18 protein-coding genes, 1 other RNA gene and 2 pseudogenes are annotated in these 15,581 nt (G+C 39.1%); 3 read left to right on the top strand and 18 right to left on the bottom strand.

Features of this window, described 5'->3' with window-relative positions:
• Window positions 1-83 precede the first annotated feature (83 nt).
• From nrdF to LC033_RS12375, 7 genes are all read right to left on the bottom strand, one after another.
• Window positions 84-1,064, bottom strand: coding sequence for a class 1b ribonucleoside-diphosphate reductase subunit beta (nrdF, locus tag LC033_RS12410; RefSeq protein ID WP_226568868.1), 981 nt, complete (start codon window positions 1,062-1,064; stop codon window positions 84-86).
• A gap of 17 nt (window positions 1,065-1,081) precedes the next feature.
• Window positions 1,082-3,184, bottom strand: coding sequence for a class 1b ribonucleoside-diphosphate reductase subunit alpha (gene nrdE, locus LC033_RS12405; protein ID WP_226568866.1), 2,103 nt, complete (start codon window positions 3,182-3,184; stop codon window positions 1,082-1,084).
• A complete protein-coding gene (gene nrdI / locus LC033_RS12400; protein ID WP_226568864.1) occupies window positions 3,144-3,536 on the bottom strand; it encodes a class Ib ribonucleoside-diphosphate reductase assembly flavoprotein NrdI in 393 nt (130 codons plus the stop codon). The genes nrdE and nrdI overlap by 41 nt, the downstream gene beginning before the upstream one ends.
• A gap of 265 nt (window positions 3,537-3,801) precedes the next feature.
• Window positions 3,802-4,014, bottom strand: coding sequence for a hypothetical protein (locus tag LC033_RS12395; RefSeq protein WP_226568862.1), 213 nt, complete (start codon window positions 4,012-4,014; stop codon window positions 3,802-3,804).
• A 531-nt stretch (window positions 4,015-4,545) separates the two neighbouring features.
• Entirely contained in the window at window positions 4,546-4,767 is a 222-nt protein-coding gene (gene hfq, locus LC033_RS12385; protein WP_226568860.1) for an RNA chaperone Hfq, read from the bottom strand.
• 25 nt (window positions 4,768-4,792) lie between these two features.
• Entirely contained in the window at window positions 4,793-5,749 is a 957-nt protein-coding gene (gene miaA / locus LC033_RS12380) for a tRNA (adenosine(37)-N6)-dimethylallyltransferase MiaA (RefSeq protein ID WP_226568857.1), read from the bottom strand.
• A gap of 68 nt (window positions 5,750-5,817) precedes the next feature.
• Window positions 5,818-6,216, bottom strand: coding sequence for a YmaF family protein (locus LC033_RS12375; RefSeq protein ID WP_226568855.1), 399 nt, complete (start codon window positions 6,214-6,216; stop codon window positions 5,818-5,820).
• A gap of 104 nt (window positions 6,217-6,320) precedes the next feature.
• Here LC033_RS12375 and ymaG point away from each other — a divergent pair, with 104 nt between their 5' ends.
• Window positions 6,321-6,575, top strand: coding sequence for an inner spore coat protein YmaG (ymaG, locus tag LC033_RS12370; protein ID WP_226568853.1), 255 nt, complete (start codon window positions 6,321-6,323; stop codon window positions 6,573-6,575).
• Window positions 6,576-7,001: 426 nt separating this feature from the next.
• On the opposite strand, the gene LC033_RS12365 is transcribed toward ymaG, so the two are convergent.
• From LC033_RS12365 to LC033_RS12320, 10 genes and pseudogenes are all read right to left on the bottom strand, one after another.
• Window positions 7,002-8,507 carry a carboxypeptidase M32 gene (locus LC033_RS12365; protein ID WP_226568851.1) on the bottom strand — a complete coding sequence of 502 codons (1,506 nt, stop codon included), beginning with the start codon at window positions 8,505-8,507 and terminating at the stop codon, window positions 7,002-7,004.
• 125 nt (window positions 8,508-8,632) lie between these two features.
• On the bottom strand, window positions 8,633-10,576 hold the full coding sequence (locus tag LC033_RS12360; RefSeq protein ID WP_226568849.1) for an ATP-dependent DNA helicase: 1,944 nt from the start codon (window positions 10,574-10,576) through the stop codon (window positions 8,633-8,635).
• A 75-nt stretch (window positions 10,577-10,651) separates the two neighbouring features.
• Entirely contained in the window at window positions 10,652-10,849 is a 198-nt protein-coding gene (locus LC033_RS12355) for a hypothetical protein (protein WP_226568848.1), read from the bottom strand.
• Between the two features lie 104 nt (window positions 10,850-10,953).
• A complete protein-coding gene (locus LC033_RS12350) occupies window positions 10,954-12,108 on the bottom strand; it encodes a THUMP domain-containing class I SAM-dependent RNA methyltransferase (RefSeq protein WP_226568909.1) in 1,155 nt (384 codons plus the stop codon).
• Window positions 12,109-12,217: 109 nt separating this feature from the next.
• Window positions 12,218-12,601, bottom strand: an RNA gene (gene rnpB, locus LC033_RS12345) — RNase P RNA component class B.
• Between the two features lie 60 nt (window positions 12,602-12,661).
• Window positions 12,662-12,967 carry a cell division regulator GpsB gene (gene gpsB, locus LC033_RS12340; RefSeq protein WP_008356836.1) on the bottom strand — a complete coding sequence of 102 codons (306 nt, stop codon included), beginning with the start codon at window positions 12,965-12,967 and terminating at the stop codon, window positions 12,662-12,664.
• 75 nt (window positions 12,968-13,042) lie between these two features.
• Window positions 13,043-13,539: pseudogene (locus tag LC033_RS12335) on the bottom strand (SLOG family protein).
• Window positions 13,540-13,612: 73 nt separating this feature from the next.
• Entirely contained in the window at window positions 13,613-13,840 is a 228-nt protein-coding gene (gene cotD, locus LC033_RS12330) for a spore coat protein CotD (RefSeq protein ID WP_226568846.1), read from the bottom strand.
• An 82-nt stretch (window positions 13,841-13,922) separates the two neighbouring features.
• Window positions 13,923-14,009 carry a hypothetical protein gene (locus LC033_RS12325; RefSeq protein ID WP_226568908.1) on the bottom strand — a complete coding sequence of 29 codons (87 nt, stop codon included), beginning with the start codon at window positions 14,007-14,009 and terminating at the stop codon, window positions 13,923-13,925.
• 162 nt (window positions 14,010-14,171) lie between these two features.
• Window positions 14,172-14,387 (bottom strand): hypothetical protein, encoded by a 216-nt coding sequence (locus tag LC033_RS12320; RefSeq protein WP_226568844.1) that lies wholly within the window; start codon window positions 14,385-14,387, stop codon window positions 14,172-14,174.
• A 204-nt stretch (window positions 14,388-14,591) separates the two neighbouring features.
• On the opposite strand from LC033_RS12320, the pseudogene LC033_RS17080 reads away from it, so the two are divergent.
• Both LC033_RS17080 and LC033_RS12310 read left to right on the top strand, forming a co-directional pair.
• Window positions 14,592-14,941 (top strand): annotated as a pseudogene (locus LC033_RS17080) (type 1 glutamine amidotransferase family protein); the annotation flags it as partial.
• Between the two features lie 346 nt (window positions 14,942-15,287).
• Window positions 15,288-15,437: a hypothetical protein gene (locus tag LC033_RS12310; RefSeq protein ID WP_226568842.1), complete on the top strand. Its 150-nt coding sequence runs from the start codon at window positions 15,288-15,290 to the stop codon at window positions 15,435-15,437.
• A gap of 66 nt (window positions 15,438-15,503) precedes the next feature.
• Here LC033_RS12310 and LC033_RS17320 read toward each other — a convergent pair.
• Window positions 15,504-15,581, bottom strand: a 78-nt coding sequence (locus LC033_RS17320; RefSeq protein WP_326849188.1) for an IS3 family transposase, incomplete at its 5' end; no start/stop codon positions are given.

The raw sequence follows: 15,581 nt of genomic DNA, 5'->3' as shown, positions 1-15,581 counted from the left end.
TTCGATAACCTCCAGTATGTAACACGTTGTAAGAAATGGTAAAAAGCCAAAACGAGTGATGCGTTTTGACTTTTGCGTATCACTTATGATTCATCTCCAAAGAAGAAGTCGTCATCTTTTAACGGCTCAACTGTTGCTTTTTTGTAGCCGTTCCCTTTCATTGAGAAGAAGTCATGTGACTTTGTTTTTGTATTGAGTCCGTTCAATACGATCGGATTAATCTCTTCTTCTTCAAAGTAAGGAGCAAATCCAAGGTTCATTAACGCTTTATTGGCATTGTAACGAATGAACTTCTTCACATCATGTGATAAATTGACTTGGTCATATATATCCTCAGTGTAATGAAGTTCATTTTCATATAGCTCATTTAGCAGATCGATGGAGAAATCATATAGCTCTTTTTGCACTTCAGGTGTTTGTTTGTTGTAAATTTCTTGCGCTAATAATCCAACGTACACACCGTGAATCGCTTCATCGCGCAAAATCAAGTTAATGATTTCACCACTTTGCATGAGCTTTCCTTGTCCATAGAAATAAAGCGGGTAGTAAAAGCCGCTATAAAATAGGAAGCTTTCTAAATAAACAGAAGCAACCATTGCTTTAAATAAGGAAATAGGATCATCCTTTTGGATCGAACGGTATAGACCTACAATCATATCTGCTTTCTTTTGCAAAAATTTATTTTTCTTGACCCATTCAAATACTTCATTAATGGTTTCAGTTGGTGCAAGCGTCATGAAGATATTGGAGTATGATTTCGCATGAACCGCATTTTCCATCATCGCCATAAAGTTCAACACGGCTTTACGCTGATGGCCGTCTACATGTTCTGCGACAATCGGCATCCCTGTATTTCCTTGTTCTGTATCAAGTAAAGTCAGTCCAGCAAGTACCTTCATGTACGTATCGCGTTCTTCTTCACCTAAATATTTCCAAGTTAAGAGATCCCCGTTTAAGGAAATCTCTTCAGGAAGCCAGAACTGCTTCACATTTTGGTTGTAAAACATTTGTGTAAAATCGTCTTCGTGTTTTGACCAGTTGGCTGCATCATAAATTTTTGTCACGTTAAACTCTCCTTTAATCAAACAACACAAGAAAGACAGCCTTCCTGCCCTGTATCCTTCGTTCTTGCATAATAAAGTGTCTTAATGCCTTTATGGTGTGCATAAAGATCAATGCGGTTTAAGTCACGCGTCGTCATCGTATCCTTTAGGAACAACGTAAATGAGATACCTTGGTCGACGTGCTGCTGAATCGTTGCGATCATATCTATCACTTTAAACATGTCCATATCGTACGCTTCTTTATAGAAGAACCAGTTCTGCGGCGACAGCCCCGGCATTGGGTAGTACGTCTTTGAGTTTCCGTAAGTCCGCTCCTCAATACGCTCCATAATCGGCATGACCGAAGCCGTTGCCGATTGAACATAAGAAATTGAACCTGTTGGGGCAATACATAATCTATAGCTATGGTACATGCCATTTTTCGCTACAAATTCTTTAAGCGTTGCCCAATCTTCTTTTGTTGGAATGTGCATACCTTCAAATAGTGCTGCCGCTTTTTCTGTTTTTGGTGTGAAATCATTCTCCGCGTATTTATTGAAGTACTCACCAGTTGCATATCCAGAGCCCTCATAACGATGGAATGTTTCTCCTTTTTCTTTTGCAAGCTCACTTGAGCGTTTAATAGAGTAATAGTTCACCATCATAAAGAACGTATTAGCGAAATCTCTAGCTTCTTCACTTTCATAGGCGATTTGGTTTTGAGCTAAATACCCGTGAAGGTTCATCGCACCAAGTCCAATTGACTTCATCGCTTTGTTCGCTTTTCTAACGGCCGGTGCATTGCGGATATCTGTTGTTTCGGACACAAGTGTTAGTGAGTCTGTTGCAAGCTTAACCGTTTTTTCGATTGACTTGTTTTTCATGACATTCATGATATTTAAGGAACCGAGGTTACAAGAAATATCAAGACCGATCTCATCTTCTTGATCATAGTCCGTGTAAGAGGATACCTCTGAAGCCTGAAGCACTTCTGAGCAAAGGTTAGAGAATTTCACACGTGAAATATGGTTCAGTGCATGCTCTCTATTCACATTATCTTGGAACATGATATATGGATAGCCTGATTCTGAGCGCAGAACAGCTAATTTTTCAAGAAGCTTTCTCGGATTGACTTTTTCTTTTTTGACTTTCGGGTTTTCAACAAGCTCGTCATACATTTCTTCCATGTCCATCTCATCAAGATGCTGTCCATATGCTTTATAAACTGTGTGTGGATAGAAAGTGTAAGCTGTTTTATCTTCTCTTGCAAGCTCGATAAATTTGTCTGGGATAACAACACCGATGGAGAGTGTTTTAACACGAACATCTTCATCAGCAGAGATTTTTTTCGTATCTAAGAAATCATTGATATCTCTGTGGAAAATATTGAGGTAGGCACTGCCTGATCCTTGTCTTTGTCCCATTTGATCTGCATACCTGAATGCATGATCAAGAAGTTTCATGACGCCTACGACACCTTTTGTGGCGTTTTCTACATCTTTGATCGCTTCACCTTTTGCACGAAGCTTTGAAAGGTTCAAGCTGACGCCGCCGCCTAGTTTAGAAAGCTGCATGGAGATATCAATCGCTCTTGAAATATCGTTTAATGAGTCATTCACTTCAAGCAAGAAGCAGCTCACTAGCTCACCGCGCCGTTTACGACCAGCGTTTAAGAATGTTGGTGTACTCGGCTGATACTCCTGGTTGATCATCAGCTCTACAAACTCAATTGCTTTCTGTTTGTCTCCGCCCGCAAAGAAAAGAGCCACAACCGAAATGCGGTCTTCATAGCGTTCAAGGATTTTCTTTTTATCATTTGTTTTCAGTGCATAATCGTTGTAAAACTTAAACGCACTCATAAATGATGGGAATCTAAATTTTTTGGCATAAGCAGCATCGAATACTTCTTTAATATCCGCCATGCTGTATTGTCTTATAAATTCTTCCTCATAGTAGTCATTTTCTATTAAGTAATCAATCTTCTCTTCTAAATTGTGAAAGAAGACCGTGTTTTGATTAATATAATCTACGAAATAACTATGTACAGCTTCTTTGTCCTTATCGAACTGAAACTTTCCTTCTTTTTGAATCATAATCTCGTTATTTAATTGTATCCACTTTGGAACCTGATTTTGTGACAATTCTTTCTACCTCCTCTGTAAACAATTCAACATCCCTTTTTGTTCCACTTAGTTCAAAGCTGTGCAAAATAGGAACTTGATATTGTTTAGAAATCGTATCGGCACTTTTTGCAAAATTATCTCCCCACACTTTGTTGCCACTCACAGCTACACCTAGTAAAAGGTGCGCATTTTTCTCTAAAAAGGACTGAGTGGTACTAGGGACTTGTCCAAATCCTGTCGTAAAGGTGACGAGAATAAACGGCGTATCCAAAAACTCTTCTCCAGTCAATTTTCGTTTGTCTGTAAAAGGGGTCTTGTCCAAAAAACGTTGAACATTTCCTGTTTTTGAATCAAATACGATTTGAATCAATTCCATCACGACCTAGTTTTTAGTATTGTTGATCATTCGGTTATTCACTATATATAGTATACTATGTTTTTTTTAAACACAACATATAGATATTAAAAACGAAAAAAATCAACCAACCCAGCCGAACATTCATAGCTGAACTCGTACATTCAAATAAATAGAGCAGAGCAGGATTTAAAAATAGACTGCCCTACTCCCTATTCAACTGAAACCGAAATCTATCATAACACGAAAAAAAATCTCTTAGTAGACTAGACTTTTTGTTTTATTTTTTGTAGGCATCGCACTGTAAATCTTCTGACACTTCTGTTATTTCCACTTCAACATCTAATTCTTTTAGCACAGCTTTAAGCGCAGAGACGATTGAGGCTTGTCTCACTAATTCTTTCCCATTTACGGAAACACTTGTTCCATATTCGAGACAGGAGTCGTCTTCACAAGTTTGTTCCCAGTGATTAATTTTAATTTTGTGTGTCATGAACTCATCCTTTTCTGTCTAGATGTCCGATACATGATTATAGTGTAGCGACTTCACATTCATTTGTAAATTTAAGTGCCTACTCTTCATCAAGCTCATCATCATATTCGTCCCATTCATCTATGTACTTCGTTGTAATAAGAGTAAGCTCCCCTTCTTATTCATCAAATCGATACACATGCACTTCATCATCCTTCACCATAGCAAAGTGATTATTTTTTAGCTGAACGGATGATCGTAAAATGCCTTTGACGTCCTCCTCGTTGTCTCGTTTCTATGTTTGAGATGGCGCACAAACCAAATAAGACAACGATGCCGATCAATAGGAGTAGTACTCTCATCCTTCTTAATTCAAGTCTGCATTTTCTATAAAGATTCTCTCCTTTTCAAATGTCCAATAAGGAATCCTACGCAACATGGACAGAAAGGTTTCACGGCATGCAAAATAGCCCCTCTGCACTGACAAAAAACGTAGCGGGTTCCGGCCGGTTTATTCGCAGATGCATGAGGCTATTGGTGACAAAATTGGTCCTATTCTATTTCTAGATTCACATTTTTTTGAGGCGTAAATGTAGAAATGGCATGTTTATAAATAAGTTGCTGCTTCCCTTCTGTTTCAAGCAGCACTGTGAAATTGTCAAATCCCTTCAATTGACCGCGAAGCTGAAAGCCATTCAGTAAAAATACTGTGACAAATGTATTGTCTTTGCGGATCTGATTCAAAAATTGGTCCTGAATATTAATCGGTTTCATGTTTCGTCCTCCTTGATTCTGATAACTACAGTTTCGCTTTAAGTCCAAGCTTTCCTGCTATATATGCAAAAATTTCATCTTTTTTGTCTGAAAAGTGGCAAGGTGGTGTCATATCAAACCAAGTGACATCCATTTTATTACGGAACCACGTAAACTGACGTTTCGCATATCTTCGGGAATTTTTCTTTAATTGCTCGATGGCTTCATCAAGTGAGCAGTAACCTTGAAAATAGGCGTACAGTTCTTTATAACCAATCGCTTGAACAGACTGACAGTCCTTCAAACCACATTGATATAACGCGCTCACTTCTTCTATTAAGCCTTCATCTAACATCATATCAATTCTTTGATGAATGCGCTGGTACAAAAGCTCTCGATCCATCTTCAGCCCAATGAAGGCTGTGTCATAAAGAGGAACTTCTTGATGCCCGTTTTGAATCTCAGAGATTTTCTGACCAGTTGTATGTATGACCTCTAGCGCACGAATCACGCGGCGTACATTATTCGGATGGATTGCTTTTGCAGCGTCAGGATCTACTGCCTTTAGCTTTTCATGCAGCTGAAGCGGTCCATTCTGCTTTTCAAACAGCGTCATCTCTTTTCTAAAAGCAGGATCACTTTTCTCATCAGTAAACGTGTAATCATATAAAACAGATTGGATATACAGGCCTGTTCCACCGACAATCATAGGTATTTTCCCTCTAGCGGCAATCTCTTTGATTTTCAATCGGACAAGCTGCTGAAATTCAGCTGTAGAAAATGATTCATTCGGCTGTTTAATATCAATTAAATGGTGCGGGATGCCATTCATTTCTTCTCGGGTGATTTTAGCTGTTCCAATATCCATTCCTTTATAAATCTGCATAGAATCCCCGCTGATGATTTCTCCATGAAATGCTTTGGCTATATCAATGCTCAGCTTTGTTTTGCCAACAGCCGTCGGACCTACTAGCACAATAATTGGTTGTTTTGCTTTTTTCATAACATCACTCTCTTTTACAAACTGCCTACAGTATAGCATAACTTCTCTTTCTCTCCTATATACTCCCGTCACCAGCCGAGTGGTTCATTTCCGACAACTTCATATGTCTTTCCTTTTAAACGGTGCTTATGCGTTGGCCGTTCATCTGCACTATAGACCACACCTCCGTACTGGATGGGGACAGCATCTGTGTAGGCAGGAAACGTGACTTCCTGAATTTCGTGATAATGCGTCCCATCCACTCTTGGGATAGCAGGCCCTGTGATGCCGTAATATCTATGGTAATGCCCCCTTTCAAAAGATGTGACCCCTTGGTAAAAATGAGTATGCTGGTCGGTGTTGCTTCCATTCACAGGCTCAGATATACCTTCGATTAGGTGATAATGCTCTTCTGTCACATCTGTTCGTGCTTTATATACATGAGCGTGAGGCGGACATTTAGCCCAATCAGACGGATACAGGCCCATTTTTACCATTCCCCCTTATAATAGGCGTTCACCCAAACACATGTGTGCAATTAGAATACACTGATGTCAGTTACAGTGATTTTATGTGAAAGGAGCCTTTTTTTATGAATTATTTTGAAACGCCGTTTTTTCAAGACGATATGAGAAGACCTTTTGGATTTGGAAGACCTGGCTTCGGATTTGGAAGACCTGGCTTCGGATTTGGAAGACCTGGCTTCGGATTTGGAAGACCTGGCTTTTTCGGACCTCCATTTTTAGGTGGTTTTGCAGGTGGCCTTCTTGCTGGATCCCTTCTTGCTCCAGGATATGGTTATGGATATCCTTATCCACCACCATATGGACCATATCCTTATTATTAAGATATATTTTTTAGTGAAAACACCCTCTTTAAAATGAATCGATTGACACACTTGTTTTTCAATGGTTAACATTTACTTTACCGACCGTTCAGTAAAGTAAGTGTTTTTTTATGTTTAAAAACAAAAAAGAGGAAATTTATGAGGCAGCTGCCCACACAATTTTAATAGAAGGGTTAAGTCAACTTACACTTCAGCAGTAGCAGAATATATAACCAACAAATAGCCCATTTTATACCGAATTTAGCAACAATTCCAACGTTATTGTTGGGACGATGGAAGCTTGAGCTTCTAAGGTGCTAATTTTATATTAATCACCACTCGGCTTTTGCCTTCGCATGCTTTGCAATAGCGGCAAGTCTTTTAATGTTCGTTTTTAGAATATTCTCACATACAAAGACACCCTTCTCATCAAAGGGTGCCTTTCATTTATGATAAATACAGTTTCGAATACTTATCTGTTAGATAGTCGATTAAATATTGAACATTTAATTCTTCGCCAGTTGCATCTTGAATGATTTCAGATGGCTTTTTCCGTTTTCCATGTTGGTGGACATGTTCAGTTAGCCATTCTTTTATCGGTGCAAAAGACCCATTTTGAATCAGTTCATCAAAATTCGGTAAATCTTTGATCATTTGATGCTTTAATTGTGCCGCATACATATAACCAAGAGCATATGAAGGGAAATAACCAAAACTTCCATCAGACCAGTGAACATCCTGTAAGATACCAAGTGCATCGTTAGGTGGCGTAATACCAAGATACGCTTTGTATTTTTCATTCCAAAGGGTAGGTAGGTCTTCAACGGCTACTTCTTCATTGAAAATGGCTTTTTCAATTTCATACCGGATGATGATGTGAAGCGGATACGTAAGTTCATCTGCTTCAATTCGAATGTAAGTCGGCTTAGATTCATTCACTGCAAGAACAAAGTCCTCTAAAGATACATCTTTAAATTGTTCAGGAGAAGCCTCTTGCAGCTTTTGATAATATGCTTTCCAAAAATCTTCATGTCTGCCAATAAAGTTCTCAAAAAATAGTGACTGTGATTCATGTATCCCCATTGACGTACCATCACATAATAGCGTTCCGCTAAGCGCCTCATCAATGTTTTGCTCATAGATGGCATGACCACACTCATGAATGGTACCAAAGATCGCCATCCGAAAATCATGCTCATCATAACGGGTCGTCACTCGAACATCACCCTTGCTTAATGTTACAGCAAACGGATGAACTGTTGTATCAAGACGACCTGCATCGAAGTCATACCCTAACTCTTTTAAGAAAAAGAGACTCAGTTCTTTTTGCTTGTCGATCGGGAAGCTTTTCGATAAAAATGAAGTATCCGGTTTATTTGGAGAGGTTTCAATTTTTTTCACTAGAGGAACGATGGCATCGCGAAGTGCACCAAATTTTTGATCAAGCTGTTCTACGGTCATATCTGGCTCATAGTTATTTAACAGCACATCATATGGCGTTTTTTTCACGCCCCAATACTGAATAAATCGCTTGTTAAAATCAATGAGCTGTTTTAAGTATGGTGCGAAGAGTGAAAAATCTGATTTCTCCCTTGCTTCTACCCAAACATGCTCTGCTTTTGATTGTAAAATGGAGTATTCCTTAAATTCTTCTTTTGGAATTTTGCTGTTTTCATCATACTCTTTTTGTGATAATTCGAGCGCCTTCTGTGTATCTTTTGACAGCTCATCACCCTGCTTATTTAATGCATAAAGAAGATCTCTCATTTCATCTGAAGTCTTCATATTAAAAATATCACTTGATAATTGACCGATGGTTTCCGCTCTGAAATCAGCGCTTTTTTTAGGAGCCTGTGTTCTAGAGTCCCAATAAAGCAAATGGAGTGCCTCTGTATAGTGGGCAATTTTTCCTAGTAGCTGATAAAATTCTTTCTCTTTTGATTCAAGACTCATACGTTCGTTCCCCCAATCAATAAAATATGTATGTACGTTTCAAGGCTACTTCAATGAATGTTCTTTTGTCAATGAAAAAGAGGAGGATGCACAGTTGGCATCCTCCTCTTTTCGTAGCTGGCCTCCTATTTTGAAGGGACCACTGACTTCACTGGCAGAACAGATTCCACTTTACTTTGAAGCTCTGCATCTTCCTTGCGATCAAAGTATATATGAATGCTTCCGGCATCTTGGCTCGTCCGAATCAGTCTCCCAATGCCTTGTCTTAATCGAAGCAACATATATGGAAGGTCCACTTCAGCATGTGCATCCTTTGCTTCATTCCGTTTCGCCTCAAATACAGGATCATGCGGCGGATAAGGGAGTCCCCAAATAATGACACTCGTTAGTGATTGACCAGGAATATCCAACCCTTCCCACAAATGAACGGAGCATAAGACAGACGTCTCATCTGCCTGGAACTTTTGAACAAGGGTACTAACCTCTTCGTCCCCCTCAAAATACACCTGGAAAGGCAGTGCTTCACCTGATGCATTAAGCTGCTTTCTAAATAAATGAAGTTCATCAAATGAAGGGAATAGGATAAGAGATCGTCCTCCATTTTCTTTCAGGTGAGCGATCACTTGCTGCCCTTTTTCTTCCGGCTGCAAGAATGGCTGCTGTATCCCATGGAAATAAATCTGCATTTGCTCGTCATAATCATACGGCGAGGCTACACTCATTGATAAGTAGTCTTTGATACCAAGACTTTCTGCTAAATAATCGAAGGATTGATTTTCAGACAAAGTAGCAGAAGAGAAGATATAAGGAATTTTTTGCGAGAATACTTTTTCGCCCAGTACCTCTGCAACCGTCTTCGGCATCACAACAAATGTCGTATCTAATTCCTGTTTTTCAAGCCAGCTAATGGCATTTTTTTGATAAAGCGACAGAGAATACGCCATTTGTTCAATGTATTCTTCCACAACAGACAATTCGTATTGATCAATTGTATACATCTCGGATTCAAATACGAGTGCTTCTCCGATTTTTTCAAGTAAGTTACACAGTTCACTTGATGAACGCTTGACCTCATTCACGCATCCAATTTCAAGTCGATGTGAGCCTTTGACCTCTTTGGCATGTGTTTTTAAGAGATAGAAGAATTCATCATTTGTTGTTAGTGCATCTTCAACAAGCTCTGCAAATTCTTCGCGAATGTCGTTTTGTAACAGACGCTCTAAAAATGTCTCGAGCGTGGATTGCTTCACTCGATAAGTTAAAGCTTTTTGTGCTGCAAACTCAAGAAGATGTCCTTCATCGAATACGACAGAGCTATGTTCAGGTAGCAGTGGAAGCTGCCCCTCACGTTTGCGGGATTCTTTTGTCCACACATGCTCCATGTAAAAGTCATGAGAGCAGATGATCAAGTCTGTTGCTTTTCGGTAATGATCTCTTGATAGATTCAGGCCGCAACGGTGTCGCATGTCACATGTCAAGCAGTCCTGAAAGGAGTCATAGCCGACTTTTGACCATTCATCATTTGTTAATTCTGGATACTCTTTTCGATCACCATACGGATAAAAGGTCTGCATACCATGTGATTCATGAACAAATGCAGGAAGCGATTCATAAATATCGAGCCACTTCTCATCATCTTCACGCTGCACGGTTTTTTCTAATTTTTTTAAACATAAATAGTGATCATGCGATTTACTTAATCTCGCATCTATTTGAATATCGAGGTGATTGGCAATTTTATAGATATCACCTTCTTGTTTGACTAGCTGTTCAATCAACGTTTCATCTGCACATGCGATAATTGCTGGTTTCCCTTTATATCTTGCATACGTGACGGCAAATAATAGATAGACGATTGTTTTGCCTGTACCTACCCCAGCTTCGGCAAACATCACACTTTTTTCCTTAAAGGCTCTTTCTAACTGAAAAGCCATGTATATTTGTTCATCTCGAAGATCAAAGCCCTTTTCTGGCAAAATGTCATAAAATACATCACCAATCCAGTTGCCCAGTTCTTCGTAAAAATTGTGTTCTTTTGATAATGAAAAAGGCAAACGAGATGCTGTCACCTGCTACAACCCCCAACTTTTGAATCATTCAGACATTCAATAATAACATTTATGCTGGGGAAAGACAATCTTTATTTAAAAATGCAGGCGATGATGATAGCTTTCCTTCATTAAAAATGCATGCTCTGCACGCTCTATGTAGGCCTGAGCCAGTGCTAAGTCCTGAATGGCTGCCGCAAGCTGAGCAGATTGTCCAGTTTCATGCCCTTCTATTTCCTGAACAGTTGACGCCAATGCTTTTTGGATTAACTGGAATTGATCATAATGAATCATAAAGACACCTCTTTTTTTAAAATCAAGTTCAGTTTATTCCGTCGGGTGAAGCTTTATACCATTCTAGATAAAAAAGTCACACCTTCTTTAGGTGTGACCATTTTTTATGATTTAGTTGTTTGCTTTCTAGGCGGGCGTTTTCCCCAATATTGATAATAGTCTGTTTTAATAAACCCGTTAAACAGTTTTCTCTTTTTCGTTGCTTTTCTTCCGAAGCACTCTTCGAACTTTTCATGTGACGTTAACATGTAAATTGACCAAGTGTCTAGGTTCTTGAATGCTTCACCCATCGCTTGATACATTTTTTCAACAGCTGGTTTATCGCTGAGCCGTTCTCCGTAAGGCGGGTTTCCGACAATCACACCATACTCTTCTTTTGTTTGGAAGTCTTTTACTTGCATTTGCTTAAATTGAATCAGTTCACTTAGTCCAGCTTCTTCTGCATTCATTTTTGCAATCTCTACCATACGATGATCGATATCACTCGCAATAATGTGGAGTGGCTGATCATAGTTCGCTTTTTCTTCCACTTCAAGACGCGCTTTGTTCCATACGTCCTCACCGATCAATGCCCATGATTCTGAATCAAATGCCCGGTTAAATCCAGGGGCAATATTTTGTCCTATCAGGGCTGCTTCAATGGCGATGGTACCTGATCCGCAAAAAGGATCAACAAATGGGCGGTCAGGTGTCCAGTTCGTTAATAACACGAGTGCGGCAGCAAGGGTTTCTTTAATGGGTGCTTCTCCTTGGTCCACACGATACCCACGTTTATGAAGTCCCACACCTGATGTATCAAGTGTTAGCACTGCTTTGTCTTTTAAAAGCGCAATCTCGATTTTATATTCCGGTCCGGTCTCTTCAAGCCAATCAGACTGAATGTTGTAAGATGATCTGAGCTTTTGCGCGATCGCCTTTTTGACGATGCGCTGACAATCCGGCACACTCGCTAGCTGTGATTTGACAGACTTACCGATGACAGGGAACGTACTATTTTTAGGCAAGTAAGCGGCCCAGTCAATCGCTTTTGTCCGTTCAAAAAGTTCTTCAAATGTTTTTGCCGAAAATTCAGCAACTTGTACCTTTATACGGTCTGCTGTACGCAACCACAGGTTTGCACGGCAAATCGCAAGGTCATCCCCTCGGAAAATGACTTTCCCGTTATCTACTGTGCACTCATAGCCAAGGTCCCTTACTTCTTTTGCAACAATTGCTTCAATCCCCATTGGAGCTGTCGCGATGAGTGTATAGGTTTTCATTTGTTTATCACCTGTTTTCTCGTCCTTTTCTTTATTCAAGATAAAAGCTCTCCATATGTTGAAATAGGAGAGCTTTGTTTTCATCATGTTTATTATAACGGATATAACGTTCTGTAAGCCATGTTTTGTTCCATCGTACTGCAATCGGCAAATGCCTCGTACTCAGGTGGTAATCATCTATCTACAGAATTCTCTGTCCTTCTCTCCGTTTGGTTCCTTTGAGAAAGTTCCCCTACCAAGTTTGGGTTTCTCGCTCGAGGGGTTTACCGCGTTCCACTCTCACCATTTCTAGTGAGACTTCGTCACTGTGGCACTTTCAAGGATACTTTGCCATATCCTAAAAGGACGTAGGCATTTTTCCTGCCGTCAGCCTTTCCCTGGCTGCCCTGGCTTATTTTTTCGCCAGGCACGAACACTACGGGCATCTCAGCACCGTGCGAGCATGGACTTTCCTCTGTAACGCCTAACTGCATTACAGCGATTACCCGAACGTTAATCAACTAGCGTTATTATAAACGACAATGTCATTTGACACAAGTTTTTTCGACATTACTCAATCATAAAGTTTGCTGCCGAAAACGTGCTTCTCAAGGTTAGATAGTCTCTTTAAAATATCAAAGTTTGTTGTATTGGACTGTGCAGGCTGTCTTTTCCCTTGTTCAACTGCTTCTTCAAGCTGTTTCGTCAAGTGGAGGTTTTCTTGTTGAAGCTTTTCGATTTCTTGATGGAATGTCTCATAGTCTTTAATGACCATATCTAAAAATTTATCGACTTCTTCTTGTTTATACCCTCTGACACCTGTTTTAAATTCTTTTTCTAAAATTTCTTTCGCAGAAAGCTTTACTTTATCAGCAAGCATTTTTTTCACCTCATATCGTGAATTCATAGTATATTTTTTCAGAAATACGTGACGTTGTCAAATTTTCTCTTGCTTTTAGTCAAAAAACGGATCTTCTGCCTCAACCTTTGCTCTTAAATCATCCATTGTGATATACATAATTGGGTAATCGGTATAGGTTTCAGCTTCTTTGATCATATACTTTGGTGAGCCTTCATGCTCGGGATCAAATAAGACGAGAAGACCATCTGTTTTTTCAATAAAAAAGCGGTTTTTTTGTTTAAATTGTGCCGGACTTTCATACGGTCTATGCGTGACACTTTCTACAAAATCAGCTGCTCTTCCTGTTCATAAAATGGCGTAATGACAGCAAGCTTTAACGCTGGATACTCCTCTTGAAGCTCAAATACCACTTCTGCTGTCCACATTTCTGCACCTAGCTGACCTGATATGAGAACCCGTTCCAGCCCATCTTCAATGAGTGCTGTCAGCCTTTTCTGAAGCTCCGCTTTTATGTATTGAAGTGCAGGCTCGTCTTGTTTGAATATCCCAAGCTCGAATGGCTTGTACCCTGTGACAGCAATTATTTTCATTTTTTCACCTGCTTTTAGAAAAAGGGACTTATCAAAGTCCCATTTCACTTTATCTGTTTCTGCAAGATCTGTTTCAGCAAGGGCCACCGCAGTTAAAATGTTGATGTGTTGCCTGACCCACCTGAGAAAACGTATGCGGGAAGTAGTGAACATGTTGGAAGTTTTGGTGGTGAACATTTGTTACATGCTGCGGATGGATGTGCGGCACAATTGTTTTTGACTCACTGTGTGTACAGCAATGATTCGTCGGATGAACAATTGGCTGTGTAACATTTGGCTTGCAATGATGGTGATGGTACATATAGTATTCCCCTCTCCTTGATTTTCTTACATTAACAATGTATGAATTAAGAGGTGTACATGTACTAATGCATTAACCTATTTTAAAGAAAAACATCTTTATAGTTTGAAAACACAAAAGCAACCAAAATGACAACAAGAAAAAACAAGTAAAAAATACCCTTATACATGCTTTACGCTCCCCATTCAATATCTAACGTTATTTTACAGGATTCGTGACTTTTCTACAATAAAAGTGCTAAACAATTTTTATTTTCAGACGATAGCCGAACGTTGTCATTTTTTGCGCTTTCCCAGGCAATAATTTCATTGCCAGTGCTTCAATGTCCCGGTCACTTAAAAATCGTTTGATTCAAATAGATCTTTCCATATACGTACAGCTTCATCCCATTGGTCATCGTTAATTGTAAGGATAAATCATAAGCCGCTTGATTCGCATGCTCAAACTCAGCATCTGTTAATTCTTGCAAATGCTTCGTTGCTTCCTGTACATCACGATGATCAAGGTGCCATCTAGCAAGTGCGTATTTCTCATCATTTTCCTTCACCGCATCCTTAGATAATATTTTTTTGGACAGATGAATGTAGAGACTAATTTGTTAAAGCGTCTAATTCGTTATGAGTCAAAATACCTTCAATTAGCGCCATTTTTTGGTCTTTTTAAAAATGGAAATAGATCACCTGTGTCAAAAATTCAAGAGTGATTCCTTCTCGATAGACGTGCAGCTCTTCTTTTTCTACAACGGAAAGGAACATTTGTTGATTATATAATAGGATTAGAAAAGACAAATTTTAATTTACTAGTTATGATTAGTGGTAATTCCTGGATTAATGATAGATTCGTAAAAACATTCCGATAGCAGGGATATACGGAGCAGTGGATTATATGGCAAAGAACGGTTATTTGAATAATCTTAGTCATACAGGGAATTCAGCTTACATATGGAAAGACTACGAAAGTTCTAACCCGACTAGGAATTTCTTAGAAAAACAGGCTGTAAAAAAAAATTGGTTGCCGCAAATGGAACTGCCCCTATTGAATTTACTAGTTTAAATCGAGAGTATGATGTTTATGAAGCGTTATGGTTTTTATGAATATTGAATAAATTATAATATTCGGGAAATGTTTTATTAAAAAGGCTTATCCATTAAACCAGACTTCATTTTCAATCGGTCTCAAAAGGTTTAGATAACATTTTTATAATTGTGACATATTTGTTAAATAATACAATTTATAAAGGGGTTAACTTTCCAATTTAGAAATGTATAAGTGTAGCAAAATACAAGCAGTAGATTGAGGGTTTAACAATGACAGAGACGTTTACGTTAGTTGATGTTCTAAAAACAAAAAAACTCGATTATTTGCCTATGCGTCACTACAGCCGAAGATGCTATCAATGGGTACAATCGAGGAATCCCGCTGATTGCGGTCGCACGAGAGCTAATTGTTGATCCAGAATGGGCAAAGAAAATTAAAGAAGGTCGGAAAAGCGAGATTGAAACAGTCATTAAACGAGAAAAAAGACAAATACCTGATTCCAGAGGGATGGTGGTCTGTTATGGAAGCAAGGCAAGGCTGGGTTCCGATGGAGGATTAATTTCATAAAAAAACTACCCTATCATGGGGACTGACCCCCGTTTTTGAGACAGGGATCAAAACACCTTTATACAGCCAATTGCCGATAGTTTATCGGTGATTGGTTGTTTAGTTTTGTTTGAATACGAATGTTGTTATAATAATA

It is taken from the genome of Bacillus stratosphericus, assembly GCF_020524495.1.
Classification (GTDB): domain Bacteria; phylum Bacillota; class Bacilli; order Bacillales; family Bacillaceae; genus Bacillus; species Bacillus stratosphericus_B.
This window is presented reverse-complemented; position numbering and strand designations above follow the sequence as displayed.